This window comes from Variovorax boronicumulans, assembly GCF_040544675.1.
Lineage (GTDB): Bacteria > Pseudomonadota > Gammaproteobacteria > Burkholderiales > Burkholderiaceae_C > Variovorax > Variovorax boronicumulans_D.
Window position 1 is genome coordinate 23,539 of record NZ_JBEPKK010000009.1, and the last position, 14,827, is coordinate 38,365.

Sequence of the window (14,827 nt, forward strand, 5' to 3'; positions counted from 1 at the left end):
GGGCCTTGCTGCCCCGCGAGTAGCGGGCGTCGTCACACCGGAATTCAAGCGAACAACACAACGGACTTCATGACTTCTTCCAAGCGCACCACCCTTTTCAACAACCTCAATCCCGCGCCGCTGCGCACCGCCTGCCAGGGCGTGCTGCTCGCCTGCGCATTGCTCGCCACGGCCGGCAACGCCATGGCCCAGAAGCCGCACCAGGGCGCGCTGGATGCCGCCACGCAGCAGAAGGACGAGGCGCTGAAACTGCTGGAGCGCCTGGTCAACATCGACTCCGGCTCGGCCGACACCGACGGGCTCGCGAAGGTGCGCGAGATCGCCGTCGAAGAACTGCGCAAGCTGGGTGCACGCATCGAGACCTTTGCGGCCGATCCGCATCCGGGCACCAACGTGGTCGCCACGCTGACGGGGCAGGGCAAGAAGAAGATCCTGATCCTCGCCCACATCGACACCGTGTTCAAGGAAGGCACGGCCGCGGCCAAGCCCTTCTACATCAAGGACGGCCGCGCCTACGGACCGGGCGTGATGGACAACAAGGGCGGTGTGGTCGCGGGCCTGCAGGCGCTGAAGGTGCTGCAGCAGATCGGCTTCAAGGACTACGGGCAGATCACCTTTTTGATCGACACCAACGAAGAGGTGGGCTCGGTGGGCACCAGCGCGCTCATCGAGCGCATCGCCAAGCAGCATGACGTGGCATTGAACCTGGAGCCCGGCCGGCCCGCCGACGGCCTGGTGGTGGAACGCAAGGGCTCGGCCACGGCGCTGGTCGAGGTGAAGGGCCTGGCCTCGCATGCGGGCGTGGCGCCCGAGGCCGGCCGCAATGCCGCGATGGAAGTGGCGCACCAGGTGCTGCAACTGTCCAAGGCGGCGGACGCCGCGAAGAAGACCACGGTCAACTTCACCGTGCTCACGGCCAACGGCCCGACCAACGTGATTCCCGCCACTGCGAGCGCCAAGGGCGATGTGCGCGCCGCCACGCCCGAAGAGCTGGACCGTGTCGAGAAAGACCTGGTGCGCATCTCGCAGAACAAGCTGATTCCCGAAACCGAAGTGCGCGTGCGTCTGGTGCGCGGCCTGCCGCCGATGCCGCGTTCGCCCGCATCGGACAAGCTGGTCGCGATGGCCGAGGGCATCTACGCCGAGATCGGCAAGAAGCTCACCATCGAAAGCAGCGGCGGCGCAGCCGATGCGAGCCTGGTGGCAGGCGTGGGCGTGCCGGTGCTCGACGGCTTCGGCATCGTGGGCGGCGGCATCCACACGCCCGAGGAATACGCCGAGGTCGAGAGCGTGGTGCCGCGCGTCTACCTGCTCTCGCGCATGCTGATGGACCTGAGCGCGCAGCAGCAACCGGCGAAGTAGGCGGGCGCGGTCCCTTGGCGTGAATGCCGGCGCCTCAGGCACCGGCTGAGGCGCCCTGCGTGAATTCCAGTTTTTCTTTTGCGGCCCGCGGCGCCACGATGCCCTCCACATCAACGACTTGTGGAGAACCTCGATGGCATCCGAACTCAACCAGATCGCGAGCTGGTCGCTGCGCTGGCGCATCGTGTGGGCCGGCGCGCTGTGCCTCACGGCCGCGCTGTCCGCTGCCGGACCTGCGGACCGCGGCGCCGACCTGCATGCGGCACAGCGCTTCCAACTCGCGCTCGAAGCCCAGACCGCCCGCGACTACCGCGCCATGCTCGAGCTGCTGCGCGACGCCGCCACGCAGGGCGATGCCGAAGCGCAGGAGATGCTCGGCATGGTGCTGCTCACGGGGCCGGTGCTCTACGGCCAGTCGGTGCGCACCGATCGCTGCGAGGCGCGCCAGTGGATGCGCCAGGCCGCGATGCAGGGAAGCGAAACGGCGAAAGTGCAGCTCACGTTTCTGAACAGGCTGCGCAACGCGCCCGCAGGCGTGAAGGCCTGCGACTGAGGTGCGCGCGCCTGCCTGTTGTTCACCTCATGGCAACCTGGATGCGCCGAGCATGAAGTCGGTCACTTCGTCGGAGAACCGGGTGAGCCGTCCGTCCACGATCACGCCCTCCGAGCCGCCCGGGTCGGGCTGGGCGCCGGGCATGCCATGCGCGACCAGCGCCTCGGCGCAGCCGACCCAATCGCCGTCTTCGGTGGGCCGGTTGAGCGAGGCCCACGACAGCGAGCCGCACACGTTGTCGCCGAACCCGTGCCGCTCGGTCCAGCTGGCACCGTGTGCGAGCAGGAAGCGCGCAAGCGCCGCGTCGCCGCGAAACACGGCCTGGTTCAGCGCCGAGCCGTTCCAGTCGCCGCCGGTCGTGGCAATGGGCCAGCCGAGCTCGACCATGAGCCGCACGGCATGGCCGCAGCCCGGCTGCGCGGCCAGTTCGGGCAGCAGGCGCAGTTGCAGGGGAGACAGCTGCGAAAGCAACTGCGGATGCTCGTTCAGCAGCTGCCGGGCCGCGGGCTCGTCGCCGCGCGCGCATGCGGCAATGAAGCGCTCGTCGGCTGCCAGCTGTGCCGCGCCGCCGGTCCGCTGCGCGAGCAGCCGGGCCACCTCCGTCAGTCCGAAGCGCAGCGCGAGCGTGTGGGCGTCGATGCCCTCCGGCGTGCGCACCGAGGCGTCGGCGCCCGAGTCCAGCAGCGCCTGGATGTGCGCGGGCGAGCGCCGCCGACGGATGGCCCACAGCAGCGGCCGTCCCCAATCGCTCGTGGGTGCGCCGGGTGCGGCTTCGTTCGGATCGCCGCCGTGGGCGAGCAGCAGCTGCAGCGACTCGAGCCGGTCGAGGTCGAGCGCGCGGTAGAGCGCATTCGTGCCTTCGACGCGGGCACCGGCCTTCAGCAGCAGGCGTGTGCAGGCGGGTTCCTCGAGCGAGTGATAGAGCGATTCGCCGTCGTTCGGGTCGGCGCCGGCGTCCAGCAGCAGCCGCGTGATTTCCGCGTCGCGGTTCTGGCCGGCTGCGCCGTACAGCACGGACAGGCGCGTGTCGTCGGCGGGCGCAGCCAGCGAGGCGGGCGGCCAGCGGCTGCCGATGGTCTGGTTCGGATCGGCGCCGGCATCGAGCAGCAGCTTGGCGCATGCGCGCAGCCGGTCGCGAAAGGCCGGCAGGCGCAGCAGGCTGGAGTGCGCGACCGCATGCAGCGGCGGCAACGACAGCGGGCCGCCCGCACGCCGGACCCAGTCCGGATCGCGCGCGATCGTCTGGCGCAGCAGGGGCTCATCGCCGATGGCGCAGGCCAGGTACGGGTCGTCGCCCGGAAGGCCCGGGCTTTCTTGCAGCAGGCGAGCGGCCACGGCGGGCCTGGCCATGTTGTTGCCGCCCGAGATCTCGCCGCCATACACCGCGCGCAGCCAGAGCAGCGTTGCGCGAGCCGGGTCGTTCGCCTGCGCGAGGCGTGCGAGAACAAAGCCCTGCAGATCGACCCACGACACAAAGCCGTACTCGCGCGCCAGGCACGATTGCGCGTCGTGCAGGCGAAGGCCAAGGCCGGCAATGGCCGTGTCGTCCTTGCGGGCGGCGGCGGGCAATGCGTTGCGGAATCGCAGGAAAGCGGCGGGGTCGCCGCTTCGGTAGCCGGCAAGCAGCGCTTTGGCTTGCTTCTTGAGATGGCCCAGGTCGGGCCGTGCGGGAATGCGTTTCACATGAACCTCCGTGCATGAAGCGCCGACGACCCGCAATTCCGGCTGCACAAAGGAGCTGGTGGATGGCGCTGCGCCAGAGCGCAGCAGCGTGTGAAGCAAGTGGGTTCAACCCTTCCCGCGGGCCCGGGCGCGGCTTGCACCGCGGGGGCGATGTTAGGGCATGGGCGCGCGGGGGGTCAACGGCAACGCGCGTGCTGCGCTGCGAGATGCCGGCTCGAACTGTTTGCGACGGCATCGAATCCGGCCGGTCTTTGCTTGCGTAACTGATGGGCGTACGACAAACCCATCGGTTGCCAGACAAAAAAAGGCGTTCATGAAACTCTCTACCCGCATGGGTTCGCAGCCTTGGCATGTCAGCGCGCTGTGCGGCGCACTCTTCGGCAGCGCCGCGGCCTGCGCGCAGCAGAACCACCTGCCGCAAATCGACATCGTCGGACCGCGCGATGCCGCCATCGGCTCGGCCGACAGCGCGAGCGAAGGCGCCGTGGAGCGCGAGTCGTTCCAGACGCGGCCCAAGCTGCGGCCGGGCGACATCGTGGAGGCGGTGCCGGGCGTGGTCGCCACGCAGCATTCGGGCGACGGCAAGGCCAACCAGTACTTTCTGCGCGGCTTCAACCTGGACCACGGCACCGACTTCTCGGTGACGGTGGACGGCATGCCGGTGAACATGCCCACGCACGGGCACGGCCAGGGCTATGCGGACCTGAACTTCCTGATTCCTGAACTCGTGTCGGGCGTGCGCTACCGCAAGGGGCCGTACTTTGCCGAGAGCGGCGACTTCTCGCTCGCGGGCAGCGCGGCGCTGGACTACTTCAGCGTGCTGGAGGCGCCCTTTGCCGAAGTCACGTTGGGCAGCAGCAACTTCAAGCGCCTGCTGGCCGCGGGCTCGCAGACCCGACAGGACCAGACCTGGCTGGGCGCCATCGAGATCGAGGGCAACGACGGCCCCTGGGACGTGCCCGAAAACCTGCGCAAGGCGAGCGCCGTGCTGCGCTATTCGCAAGGCTCGCCCACCCGCGGATTCAGCATCACCGGCATGGCCTACAAGAGCCGCTGGACTTCGACCGACCAGGTGCCCGAGCGCCTGATCGACAGCGGGCAACTCTCGCGCTTCGGCTCGCTCAACCCGACCGATGGCGGCAACACGCAGCGCGTGAGCCTGTCGGGCAAGTGGTTCGACAAGGGTCCCGAGGGCGAGACGACGATCAGCGCCTACGCCATCGACTACCGCTTCGACCTGTTCTCCGATTTCACCTACTTCATGAACAACCCGGTCAACGGCGACCAGTTCGAGCAGACCGACCGGCGCCGCATCTTCGGCGCGCAGGCGGGCCGAACGATGCCGACCAAGTTCGGCGGGCTGGACGGCATTCTGAGCTTCGGCGCGAGCTGGCGCGGCGACCGCATTTCGGAGGTGGGCCTGTACAACACGCAGGCCCGCGAGCGGCTCTCGACGGTGCGCAACGACAAGGTGTCGCAGGACCTGTTCTCGGTGTACGGCCAGCAGCTGGTGTATTTCACCGACCGGCTGCGCGGCTATGCGGGTGTGCGCGGCGACATGCTGCGCTACCGCGTCGACGGGCGCGAGCCGGTGTATGGCGCGGTCAACAGCGGCAAGGGCAACGATGCGATCGCGAGCCCCAAGGCCGGGCTCGCGTTTGCGATCACGCCGCAGCACGAGCTGTACCTGAACGCGGGCGTGGGCTTTCACAGCAACGACGTGCGCGGCGCCACCATTGCCATCGACCCCGCGAGCGGCGACGCCGCCGACCGCGCGCCGGCCCTGGTTAAGGGGCGGGGCGCGGAGCTGGGCTGGCGCTTTCAGCCCGACGAGAACTTCACGGCCACGGTGGCGCTGTGGCAGCTGAGGCTGGACTCCGAACTCGTGTACGTCGGCGACGCCGGCACCACGGAGCCCGGGCGTGCCAGCAGCCGCCGCGGCATCGAGGCGACGATGCGCTGGAAGCTCGATCGCACCTGGCGGGTGGAGCTGGACGGCGCGGTGTCGCGCGCGCGCTTCAGGGGGCTCGCGCCCGAGGGCGAGGGCAACCATGTCGATAACGCCGTTGAGCGCGTGTTCGCCGCAGGACTGACCTACGTCGACGGCCCGCTGACCGCATCGCTGCGGCTGCGCTACCTGGGCCCGCGCGCGCTGGACACGACCAACACCATTCGCTCGCGCTCGACCACGCTGCTCAACTTTGGCGCGCGCTACGCCGTCAACAGGAACCTGACGCTGGGGCTCGATGTGTTCAACCTTGCCGGCAAGAAAGGCAACGACATCGAGTACGCCTATGCGTCCTGCTCGGCGGGCGAAGTGGTGACCGGCGCGTGCAACGGCGGCGTGAACGGCCGGCATGTGCATCCGATGGAGCCGCGCAGCGCGCGTGCCAGCGCACGCTGGACGTTCTGACGTTTCGGCAGAGGCCCGAAGGCCCCGTCAGTTCAACGGGGTGAAGTGCGAATGCGGATGTGCCGGTGAATGCGCATGGGCGTGCGGCGCCGCGTCGTCCGTCAGCGCCACGACATTCGCCACGCCGTGGCGAACGCCGCGCAGCGAAATCAGCTCGTCCGACACATCGTGCACGGCCGGGACCGGCCCGCGCAGCACCACGCATTCCATGCAGCTGCCGTGGTCCAGCGGTGTCTGGTGGCACGCGACGACCATGCCGTGGTTCGCATGGCGAAGCGCCTGCAGCCGCGAGGCCAGCGCGAGTTCGCGCGTGTCGTACACGTAGCTCACGTTGGCGATGCACGAGGACACGGCGGCGTCGAACTGCATGCCCCTGAGGCCTGCGCGGCCGAGGCCGTAGCGGATGAGATCGCGCACCGCTTCCGAGCGGCTGGTGTAGCGCTTCTGCGCGACCAGCATCTCGAACTGCCGTGCGAGTTGCGGGTCGAGGGAAATGGTGAAGCGGTTCATCGGCGGTGTGTCTGCAGAAGGTACGCGACCTGCTCCCCGCCGGATTCAGCGCCGGTCACGAAAAGGGCAGCACCTTCACATCGAGCACGCGTTCGCACAGCCACACCGTGGCAACAGCCACCGCGGCCATCGAACCGCCCTGCAGCACCAGCGGCGGGTAGCGGCGCCAGTTGCGCAGTGCCAGCAGCACCACGAGCGCCACGGCCACCACCGCCAGCTGGCCGGCCTCCACGCCCAGGTTGAACTGGAGCAGCGCGAGCACGAACTGGCGCGTCGGCAGTTCGATTTCGCCCAGCGCACCCGCAAAGCCGAAACCGTGGATCAGGCCGAAGAGAAAGCTGAAGAGCTTGCGGCGCCCGCGCAGCACGGGCCAGATGTTGTCCAGCGCCGCCACGATGATGGTGACCGCGATCGCGGGCTCGATGATGTGCGGCGAGATCGTCACGAGCTTGAGCCCCGCGAGCGCCAGCGTGATCGAGTGCGCGACGGTGAACATCGTCACGATGCCCAGCATCGGCCAGGCGGCGTCCTTCCATGCGAGCACGGGCGTCCAGCCGCCGCCCTGGCGCTTGAGCACGGCGGGCAGCAACAGGCAGAGGAGGAACAGGATGTGGTCGTAGCCGATGAGGATGTGGTGGATGCCGTCGGCGAAGAAGCTGGCGGGCACCGTCGAGCCTTCTGCGCCTTGGACACCGGCCCATTCGATGGAGACAGGGCCGGCCGACGGATCCAGCGAGCGCAGCAGCGGCATTGCCGAGCCCTCGGTTTCGGCGCGCAGCAGGCCGCGGTGCGTCGGGTCCACGTCCTTGAAGAGGCTGTAGTCGATGGACAGCGCGGCAGCCACGCTGCACGGGGCGCGCATCTGCAGCACGAGGTAGGCGCCGTCGATGCGGTTTTCGATGGCGGGCGCGCTTGTTTCGGCGGGCACGCATTGGCCGCCCTGCAGGCGAAGCCGGCCCAAGGCGTAGGCCTTGATGTCATCCAGGCGGGTGCGCACCTCGCCCCAAGCGAGTTTCTGGTCGGCGTTGGCGTCCAGGTCGAGCACCGCGTCGAGATCGCGCAGAGCGATGTCCCAGCGCAGGTCGATCTGCTCGCCGTCGCGCGACAGTTGCAGGTAGGCGTCGCTAGCCTTGTGGGCGCGGGCGGGGAACGCCATCAAGACGAGCATGCCGAGGAACAGCAAGGCCAGCAGGGAACGGCAGGTGCGCAAGGTCATGGCGTGGGTTTCAAAGCAGCGCGTCGACACGCGCATCGCGAAGGCCGATCTGCTGCACCAGCGCCCTGACTTCGGCGCGCGCCGGTTCGTCTTTTGCGGCGACGGCAGCGCGTGCGAACAGCAGCAGGTCGATGGGTTCGCGCTGCAGCTTCACATTGAGCCTTGCCAGTTCGAGCGCACGCGCGGCGTCGCCTTCGACGTCGAGCGCGAACATCGCTTCTTCGCGCGCATGGACCGCGGTGGTGCCCGGCCGCTGGGCCGCCGCGCTGAAGCGCGCCTGGAGTTCGGCCGCATCGGTGCGCGCGGCTTCCAGGCCGCGCGCGGCGATGGCCATGCGAAGCAGCACCGCGTCGCTGCGCGCCTCGGTGGCCAGCAAGGCGGGAATCTCTTGGGGCCGGCCGGCGCGCTGCAGGTAGTCGCTGTAGGCGAGCAGCAGGTAGCCCGAACGCTCGGCCTGCAGCGCGCGGCGATAGGTGGCATCGGCCTCGGCAGGGCGGCCGGCGAGCTCCTCGATCTCGGCCAGGCTGGTGAGCAGCCACTGGCGCGTGCCGGCCTGTTCGCGGGTCTGGAGCTGGGGATCGTCGAGCAGGTTCTTCAAGACGCCGCGCGCCTCGTCGTAGTTGCCGCGCAGGCCGGCGTTTTCCGCCAGGCAGGCCAGGGCGTAGAGCGCGGGCCCGACCCGGCCGAGCGCGCGGCAGGCCGCATCGGATTCGTTGTAGCGGCCGCGCACGCGGTGGATGGTGGCCAGCGTGATCCAGGCTTGCGCGTTCGATGGCTGTCGTGCGAGCGCGGTCTTGAGCAGCGACTCGGCGCCGTCGAAATCGTGCAGAAACTGCGCAATGGTGGCGCGCATCACCAGCACGGCCGGTGGCGCTTCGGCGGGCGGCAAGGCGGCCCAGTGGGCGAGGGCGCCCATGGCATGGCCGGCGTAGCGCGCGTCGCCCTGGGACCTGGCCAGTTCCAGATAGCGGTCGGCGGCGGCAACGGCCACGGCCACGTCCGTCGGCCGTTGCTGCAGCTCGCGGCGCAGCGTGCGCGCCTCCTTCGACCATCCGGCGACCGAAGGCAGCGACTCGACGACTTCGTTGTCGTCGGTGGGCACGCGCGGCGCGGCCTGGGCCTGGGTGGCCGCCGCGGCCATCCACAGGGCCACGGCGCCTGCCTGCAGTACGTACCGTGTGGGCAGGCGCGGCAGCACGGCGGTCACTCGGTGGAGACGGGGTCTTTGGTCTCCGAGGTCGGCGGCGGATCGAACCGCGCGACGTCCGCGGGCTCGATGGTGTCGAGCCCGCCGCCGTTCACCAGCGCCTTCACATAGGCGATGAAGGTGTCGTAGGCGTCCGCTTGCGCCGGCGGCTGCGGTTGCTCTCCTCCTCCCCCTGCGGGCGGGAACGGATAGAAGCTGAAGCCTCCCCCGCCGCCTCCGCCGCCGCAGCCCGCGAGGGTGGCGGCGACCAGCAGCGGGCCGGCAATGCGATAGAACTTGGTGGTCATGGCGTTCTCTTTTTATTGAGCGCCCGGCAGCGGCGTGTTCAGGTAGGGGAAGGTTTCCGGAAACTGTGCCGCGCTCTGCAGCGCGCCGTCGGTGATCGCCGCCGAGCCCGCGGGTGCGTCCGACGGCTTGCAGCCGACCTGCAGCGCGTCGTTGGCACCTGTCAGCACGCACAGCGCGCCCATGGCCACGCGCAGCTCGATGTCCACCACGTCGTCGCCGGGACGGCGCCCGTTCGGGAAGCCCGCGTTGTCGCCGCCAGCCACACCCAGGTTGTTCTGGGCGGCCTTGGGCGTCGGAGCGATGCTGGTGTTCAGGCGGAGCATTTCCGAGGCGGTCACGTTCGCGGGCTTGTTGACGCCCTCGACACCGGTCAGGAATGCGGCCACCAGGTCGGTGCGCGGGAAGTTCGTCGGCGCGGGTGCCGAGGGGAACAGCGTCTGCACCAGCGCCGGCAGCGTCGGGTTGGTCACGTAGTCGGCGAACTGCCCGTCATCCTTCGGCTTGGAGCTGTTGAAGCGGTCCTTGTCTTTCAGGCCGATGACCACCTCGTTGACCAGCGGCATGCCCAGTCGCGAGACCTGGGCCCAGGCGCCGCCGGCCAGCTTGGTGGTGCCGTGGCCGCGCTTGGGCGGACTGGCGACGAGCTGGCCCTGGCGCACGCTCGCGGTGGTCCAGCCGCCGATGATCGGCTTGCCGGCGGTGGTCACGCACGAAGTGGGCACTTCCAGCGCCAGGCTCGTGACGTTCTTGTCGACCAATGCGTCGGGGTTTCCGTTCGTCGGGCCGAGGGGGTTCAGGTTGATCAGGTCGAAGATCTGGCCCAGGGCCACGCTGAACGGGTCCTTGCGCTGGCCGACGAACACGCGGGCCGGTGCCGCGCAACCCGGGATGTTGACGTTGTACAAGTGCTGGGCCGCATACGTGGCATAGCCGGTGGGGCTGCCGAAGGTCTTGTTGCCGATGTTGTCGGTGGGCTTGTCGAATTCGCTGGCGCCGCCGGCCGCGGTCACGGCTTCGCTGGTGCCGGTGCGGCGGTCGCCGCGCACGATGTTCAGCGAGAAGGTTTCGCGCAGGTTGCTGGTGGCCTGGTTCGGGCCGCTGATGCCGCCGGCCTGCACGAGCGGAATGGAGACCTGCTTGCCGGCAATCGGCAACTGGATGTCGCGCAGCGTGTTCTTGAAGCGGAACTGGAAGGTGATGTTCTCGACCGCATCGCCGTCGGTGTCCAGGTGGATCTCGTAGAGCGCGTTCGGGTCCATCGAGAAGTAGTTCGGGCCGCCGTACGCGCTCTGGTCGGGCTGGTAGTTGGCAATGAGGGTGACGTAGTCCTGGCGGCCGGTTTCGTAGCTGCGGAACATGTAGAAATCGGTGGCGTCGACCTTGGGCGAGCCGGCGATCGAAGGTGCCTCGCGGTGGCTGGAGGCAAATGCGCCGGATGCCGTCAGCGTGCACGCTGCAAGAACGCAGGCATGCAGGGGAATTCGAACGAAGTTCATTGCTGTCACCCTCAGTAGGAGTCGGTTTAGGAAGAGGCCAACTCAGATACGGAGGCAAAGGCCGATTGGTTTGTCGGACGGCGGGCCGGAAATTTCATACGGAATGCGCTCGGCTTCATACGGCCGGCGGGGCGGGCTGTGGCTTGTCCGCGCTCGGGGACTTTGTGGCCCTCAGGCCACCCTCACGTCGCCCAGATCCGCGGCACAGCCGCTGGCAACTCCCACAGCGCCGCCCGCCAGGCCTGCCACACCTGGCGCAGCAGCTGCATCGCAGGCTCCACCACGGGCGCCAGCACGCGCAGCACCACGACTTCCGGATGCGGGCTGGTCGCGCCCGCGCTCTCGTGCAGGCCATGCGCTTCCAGCAGCGTTCGTGCATGCCCCAACAGCGCCTCTCGCCGAGCGCGCGTTGCCGGCGAGCCCGACACGAAGAACAACGACGCCATGCACCGGTGCCCGCCCAGACCCAGCGGACTCTGCAGCAGCCGCTGGTCGGCCGCATCGATGCGCCCCCGCTCCAGCCACATGCCGGGCACCTCGATGTGCTGCAGATAGGTGCCGCGCTCGAACGGCTGGTTGGCGTTCGGCAGGCCGAGCGCGGTCACGTCCCAACCGATCAATTCAGCGCCGGGCTCGGCCTCGATGGACAACCGGTTTTCCGCCCGGCATCCGCTGTAGCAGATGGCTTCCAGCGGCAGCCATTCGAGCCGCGCGCCGGCCGCCAGGCGGATGCGCGTGCGCTGCAGTGCCAGCTCGCCCTCGGAACGGTAGAAGCGCGAAGCACCTGGCGTGGTGATCAGGCCATGGCTGCCGTCGGCGCCTTCGATGTCGATGTCCAGCGTGTCGCCGCCCACCAGGCCGCCGGGCGGATGCACCAGCACGTTGTGGCAGACCGCATCGCCCTCCGGGTACAGGCTCTGCAGGATGCGCAACGGCCCGTCGTGCCTGAAGCGGGCGACGGTGCGGGCGGATTCTTGTCGGTAGTCGAGGTGGAGTCGGGCGTGCCAGGGCATGCGGCGAGTCTATCCAGCCACGACGCCGGTCAGACCTTCCATGCCCCGTCGTGCGCCGCCGACGATTCGTCAATCAGCGCCGGCCCGATGCATTCGATGGAGTGCGGCGACGCGCGAAACACGTCGCGGCACGAGAGTTCCGCATCGCGCTGGTCCTGCCGTTCGCCGCGAAACACGCGCAGGCGCTCGGCGTCGATGCCGAACACCACGCGGCCGATGTTCGACCAGAAGATCGCGCCCGCGCACATCACGCAGGGCTCGCCCGATGCGTAGATCGTCGCGCCCGCGAGTTCTTCGCGCGGGATGCCGCGGCCGGCCAGCGCGCGGATGGCGTTGGTTTCCGCGTGGCCGGTGCAGTCGCCGGTTTCTCCGGTGTTGTTGTAGGCCTCGGCCAGCACCTCGCCGGTGGCCGAGACGATGATCGAGCCGAAGGGCCGGTTGCCGCGCCGGCGCGCCAGATGCGACCAGCCGATGGCCTTGCGCAAATAACGTCCGTCGCGCTCGTCGAGCGTGGTTTCTTCGGGGAGCGACGCGGTGTCGCAGGTGGTGCTGTTGCTGATGTTGCTGAAGTTCATGCCTTGGTGGTAATCATGCGTTCGTTGCGCGATGGGAGCATCGAGGTGTTGAAGATGGCGTCAGCCGCCGGCTTGGCCTTGAGTCCGAAGACATCGGCCACTTCGTCGACCTGCTGCTCGAGCGTGAGCTTCCTGATGTCGCCGAGGCCGTGGCCGCGCGTGTCCGCCGCGCCCACATATTGCGCCGTGACGGCCCAGCGTTCAAGCTCGATTTTTTCGTCCAGGATGGGTTCGCGCTGGCGCATCGCGGCGATGCTGGGCCCGGGATTGGCAAAGGTCTCGACGATGGCGCGGTTGGTCGCGCGCAGGAAGGCAGCAACCACCTTCGGGTTTTGCGCCACGAGGTTGCTGCTTGCAAGGATCGCGTTGCCGTACAGGTTGACGCCCGCATCCGCGTACTTGAGCACCGACAGGTCTTCCGGCTTCATGCGCGCGAAGAGCGAAATGGCCGAGTCGTGGAAGTAGGTGGCGGCATCGACGTCGCCGCGCACCATCACGTTGTCGCGCGCGCTGAAGTCGGTGGTCTGCCACTGGAACGCGTCGGCGCGCATGCCCTGCTTGCGCGCCACCATCGGCCAGGCGCGGCGGGTCGATTCGACAGCGGCCGCCGCCACCTTCTTGCCTTGCAGGCTCTTGAAGTCGCCGGTCACGCCGCGGTCCTTGCGGCCGATGATCACGAAGGGCGCGCGGTTGTAGTACTGGTACACGGCCTGCACCATCGGCGTGCCGGGGTTCTGCGCGTTGAACTCGACCAGCGAACTGATGTCGCCCAGGCCCATCTGGTAGACGCCGCTGGCGATGCGCGTGATCGACGCGACCGAGCCGGCGCCGGTGTCGATGCTCACGTCCAGGCCTTCGTCCTTGTAGTAGCCCTTGCTGTGCGCAAGAAAGAAGGGCGCGGTCTGGCCGTTGATGCGGAAGTCGAGCGTGAACTTGATCGGGGTGAGCTTGCCGCCGCCCTGGGCGAACACGGAAGGGGCGGCGAGAACGGCGGCGGCTGTGGCGCCGGTGGACGCAAGAAAAAATCGACGTTGCATGGGGCCTCGGAATCTTCGGGTCTTGAATCCTTCCGCTCCTCATGTGCATGGGGTGCACGGGCAGAAGGCGCTTCAAGAGCAATTTCCGGGCGGGCGCACGTTCGTGGTGCGTGCGCTGCTGAACGCTTCTACTCTTGCGGGCAGTCATGCACGAGGCATGCCAAGGGCTTTTGCTCGGGCTTTGCCGCTCGGTGCTTGGAGCGGCGGCGGGGCGCGTCACAATCCAGGCGCGCAATTTGCATGGCAGGTTGCGCAGAGTAGAAGCGTTCAGCCCCGCGGCGTGCCCCGCGACCAGGCAGGAAATTGCTCTTTCAGTTCGTCCCACACGACCACAGAAGGAGTCCGCGCATGCTCGTTACCCAACAACCCGTCTTCCGCAAGTTCTGGCATGCCGTCATGCCGCTGACCGAACTGGCCCATGGCCCCAAGCCCTTCAGGCTGCTGGGCGAAGACATCGTCCTTTTCATCGACGCCGACGGCCAGCCCGCCGCGCTGCGCGACCGTTGCTGCCACCGCACCGCGAAGCTCTCCAAGGGCTGGTGCGTGAACAGCGAAGGCCAGGCCTGCGGTCAGGGCGCCATTCAATGCGGCTACCACGGCTGGACCTACGACCGCAGCGGGCAGGTGATCCGCATTCCGCAGTACGAGCCCGACCGCAAGATCTCGCCCGAGTACCGCACCACGGCCTACCGCTGCACCGCGCGCTACGGCTACGCCTGGGTGGCGCTGGAGGAGCCCATCGCCGACATACCCGACATTCCGGAGTTCGCGGACGCGGGCTACCGAACGATCTTCCAGTTCTACGAAGAGTGGCAGACGAGCCCGATGCGCGCGCTCGAAAATTCCTTCGACAACTCGCACTTCAGCTTCGTGCACCGCGCCACTTTCGGCGTGGCCGCGAGCCCGAAGCCGAGCAAGTACGAGCTGGTGGAGAACGATTCAGGCTTCTATGCCGAGACGGTCATCGACGCGGCGAACCCGGCCAAGTTCCACGCGATCAGCGGCGTGACCGATGCGATCACCACGCGCCACATGCGCAACGCCTACTTCCTGCCGTTCTCGCGCCGGCTCGACATCGAGTACCCGAGCGGCGTGCGCCACATCATCATCAACTGCTTCACGCCCATCGACGACGGGCGCATGCAGCTGTGCCAATGGCTCTTTCGAAACGACACGGAGGCCGACTGCTCGGCGCAGATGCTGATCGACTTCGACGAGGCGGTGACGCGCGAGGACAAGGACATCCTCGAATCGACGGACCCCGATGCATTGGTCGACACGCGCCGGCGCGGCGTGGAGTATTCGATGGAGTCGGACCGGCCGGGCATGCTGATTCGCAAGCACCTGATGCAGCTGCTTGCGAAGCATGGGGAGGCGGAGGTGCACCGCGGGAATTCTGCGGACCGAGTCACCACCACCGTTCGGGCTGAGCTTGTCGAGGCCTCGCGCAGCGCTTCGACAAGCTCAGCGTGAA

At 68.3% G+C, this 14,827-nt stretch carries 13 protein-coding genes; 4 read left to right on the forward strand and 9 right to left on the reverse strand.

The window, feature by feature from the left end:
• Positions 1-69 precede the first annotated feature (69 nt).
• Both ABIC90_RS16770 and ABIC90_RS16775 read left to right on the forward strand, forming a co-directional pair.
• The gene (locus ABIC90_RS16770; protein ID WP_354355858.1) at positions 70-1,362 is read left to right on the forward strand and encodes a glutamate carboxypeptidase; all 1,293 of its coding nucleotides are present in this window, start codon (positions 70-72) and stop codon (positions 1,360-1,362) included.
• Between the two features lie 133 nt (positions 1,363-1,495).
• Positions 1,496-1,915 (forward strand): sel1 repeat family protein, encoded by a 420-nt coding sequence (locus ABIC90_RS16775; RefSeq protein ID WP_354355860.1) that lies wholly within the window; start codon positions 1,496-1,498, stop codon positions 1,913-1,915.
• Between the two features lie 27 nt (positions 1,916-1,942).
• On the opposite strand, the gene ABIC90_RS16780 is transcribed toward ABIC90_RS16775, so the two are convergent.
• Positions 1,943-3,598: an ankyrin repeat domain-containing protein gene (locus tag ABIC90_RS16780; protein WP_354355862.1), complete on the reverse strand. Its 1,656-nt coding sequence runs from the start codon at positions 3,596-3,598 to the stop codon at positions 1,943-1,945.
• A gap of 313 nt (positions 3,599-3,911) precedes the next feature.
• Here ABIC90_RS16780 and ABIC90_RS16785 point away from each other — a divergent pair, with 313 nt between their 5' ends.
• Positions 3,912-6,011, forward strand: a complete 2,100-nt coding sequence (locus ABIC90_RS16785) for a TonB-dependent receptor (protein WP_354355864.1) — start codon at positions 3,912-3,914, stop codon at positions 6,009-6,011.
• 27 nt (positions 6,012-6,038) lie between these two features.
• Here the strand turns inward: ABIC90_RS16785 and nikR are convergent, their stop codons facing one another.
• From nikR to ABIC90_RS16825, 8 genes are all read right to left on the reverse strand, one after another.
• Complete coding sequence (gene nikR, locus ABIC90_RS16790) at positions 6,039-6,521, reverse strand: nickel-responsive transcriptional regulator NikR (RefSeq protein WP_354355866.1); 483 nt, start codon at positions 6,519-6,521, stop codon at positions 6,039-6,041.
• A gap of 55 nt (positions 6,522-6,576) precedes the next feature.
• A complete protein-coding gene (locus ABIC90_RS16795; protein WP_354355868.1) occupies positions 6,577-7,737 on the reverse strand; it encodes a HupE/UreJ family protein in 1,161 nt (386 codons plus the stop codon).
• Between the two features lie 10 nt (positions 7,738-7,747).
• Positions 7,748-8,935, reverse strand: a complete 1,188-nt coding sequence (locus tag ABIC90_RS16800; RefSeq protein WP_354355870.1) for a tetratricopeptide repeat protein — start codon at positions 8,933-8,935, stop codon at positions 7,748-7,750.
• 5 nt (positions 8,936-8,940) lie between these two features.
• Positions 8,941-9,231: a hypothetical protein gene (locus ABIC90_RS16805; protein ID WP_354355872.1), complete on the reverse strand. Its 291-nt coding sequence runs from the start codon at positions 9,229-9,231 to the stop codon at positions 8,941-8,943.
• 12 nt (positions 9,232-9,243) lie between these two features.
• Positions 9,244-10,728: a DUF4331 domain-containing protein gene (locus ABIC90_RS16810; RefSeq protein WP_354355874.1), complete on the reverse strand. Its 1,485-nt coding sequence runs from the start codon at positions 10,726-10,728 to the stop codon at positions 9,244-9,246.
• A 182-nt stretch (positions 10,729-10,910) separates the two neighbouring features.
• Positions 10,911-11,741: an urease accessory protein UreD gene (locus ABIC90_RS16815; protein WP_354355876.1), complete on the reverse strand. Its 831-nt coding sequence runs from the start codon at positions 11,739-11,741 to the stop codon at positions 10,911-10,913.
• A 29-nt stretch (positions 11,742-11,770) separates the two neighbouring features.
• Positions 11,771-12,316, reverse strand: a complete 546-nt coding sequence (locus ABIC90_RS16820; protein WP_354355878.1) for a nucleoside deaminase — start codon at positions 12,314-12,316, stop codon at positions 11,771-11,773.
• Complete coding sequence (locus tag ABIC90_RS16825; RefSeq protein WP_354355880.1) at positions 12,313-13,353, reverse strand: ABC transporter substrate-binding protein; 1,041 nt, start codon at positions 13,351-13,353, stop codon at positions 12,313-12,315. The genes ABIC90_RS16820 and ABIC90_RS16825 overlap by 4 nt, the downstream gene beginning before the upstream one ends.
• Before the next feature lie 348 nt (positions 13,354-13,701).
• On the opposite strand from ABIC90_RS16825, the gene ABIC90_RS16830 reads away from it, so the two are divergent.
• Entirely contained in the window at positions 13,702-14,826 is a 1,125-nt protein-coding gene (locus ABIC90_RS16830) for an aromatic ring-hydroxylating dioxygenase subunit alpha (protein WP_354355882.1), read from the forward strand.
• The last annotated feature ends 1 nt before the right edge of the window (position 14,827 follow it).

Bases quoted from the DNA above. Each gene is read 5' to 3' on its own strand.
- ABIC90_RS16770 (WP_354355858.1), top strand. From the start codon at position 70: ATGACTTCTTCCAAGCGCACCACCCTTTTCAACAACCTCAATCCCGCG.
- ABIC90_RS16775 (WP_354355860.1), top strand. From the start codon at position 1,496: ATGGCATCCGAACTCAACCAGATCGCGAGCTGGTCGCTGCGCTGGCGC.
- ABIC90_RS16785 (WP_354355864.1), top strand. From the start codon at position 3,912: ATGAAACTCTCTACCCGCATGGGTTCGCAGCCTTGGCATGTCAGCGCG.
- nikR (WP_354355866.1), bottom strand. From the start codon at position 6,521: ATGAACCGCTTCACCATTTCCCTCGACCCGCAACTCGCACGGCAGTTC.
- ABIC90_RS16795 (WP_354355868.1), bottom strand. From the start codon at position 7,737: ATGACCTTGCGCACCTGCCGTTCCCTGCTGGCCTTGCTGTTCCTCGGC.
- ABIC90_RS16805 (WP_354355872.1), bottom strand. From the start codon at position 9,231: ATGACCACCAAGTTCTATCGCATTGCCGGCCCGCTGCTGGTCGCCGCC.
- ABIC90_RS16810 (WP_354355874.1), bottom strand. From the start codon at position 10,728: ATGAACTTCGTTCGAATTCCCCTGCATGCCTGCGTTCTTGCAGCGTGC.
- ABIC90_RS16815 (WP_354355876.1), bottom strand. From the start codon at position 11,741: ATGCCCTGGCACGCCCGACTCCACCTCGACTACCGACAAGAATCCGCC.
- ABIC90_RS16820 (WP_354355878.1), bottom strand. From the start codon at position 12,316: ATGAACTTCAGCAACATCAGCAACAGCACCACCTGCGACACCGCGTCG.
- ABIC90_RS16825 (WP_354355880.1), bottom strand. From the start codon at position 13,353: ATGCAACGTCGATTTTTTCTTGCGTCCACCGGCGCCACAGCCGCCGCC.
- ABIC90_RS16830 (WP_354355882.1), top strand. From the start codon at position 13,702: ATGCTCGTTACCCAACAACCCGTCTTCCGCAAGTTCTGGCATGCCGTC.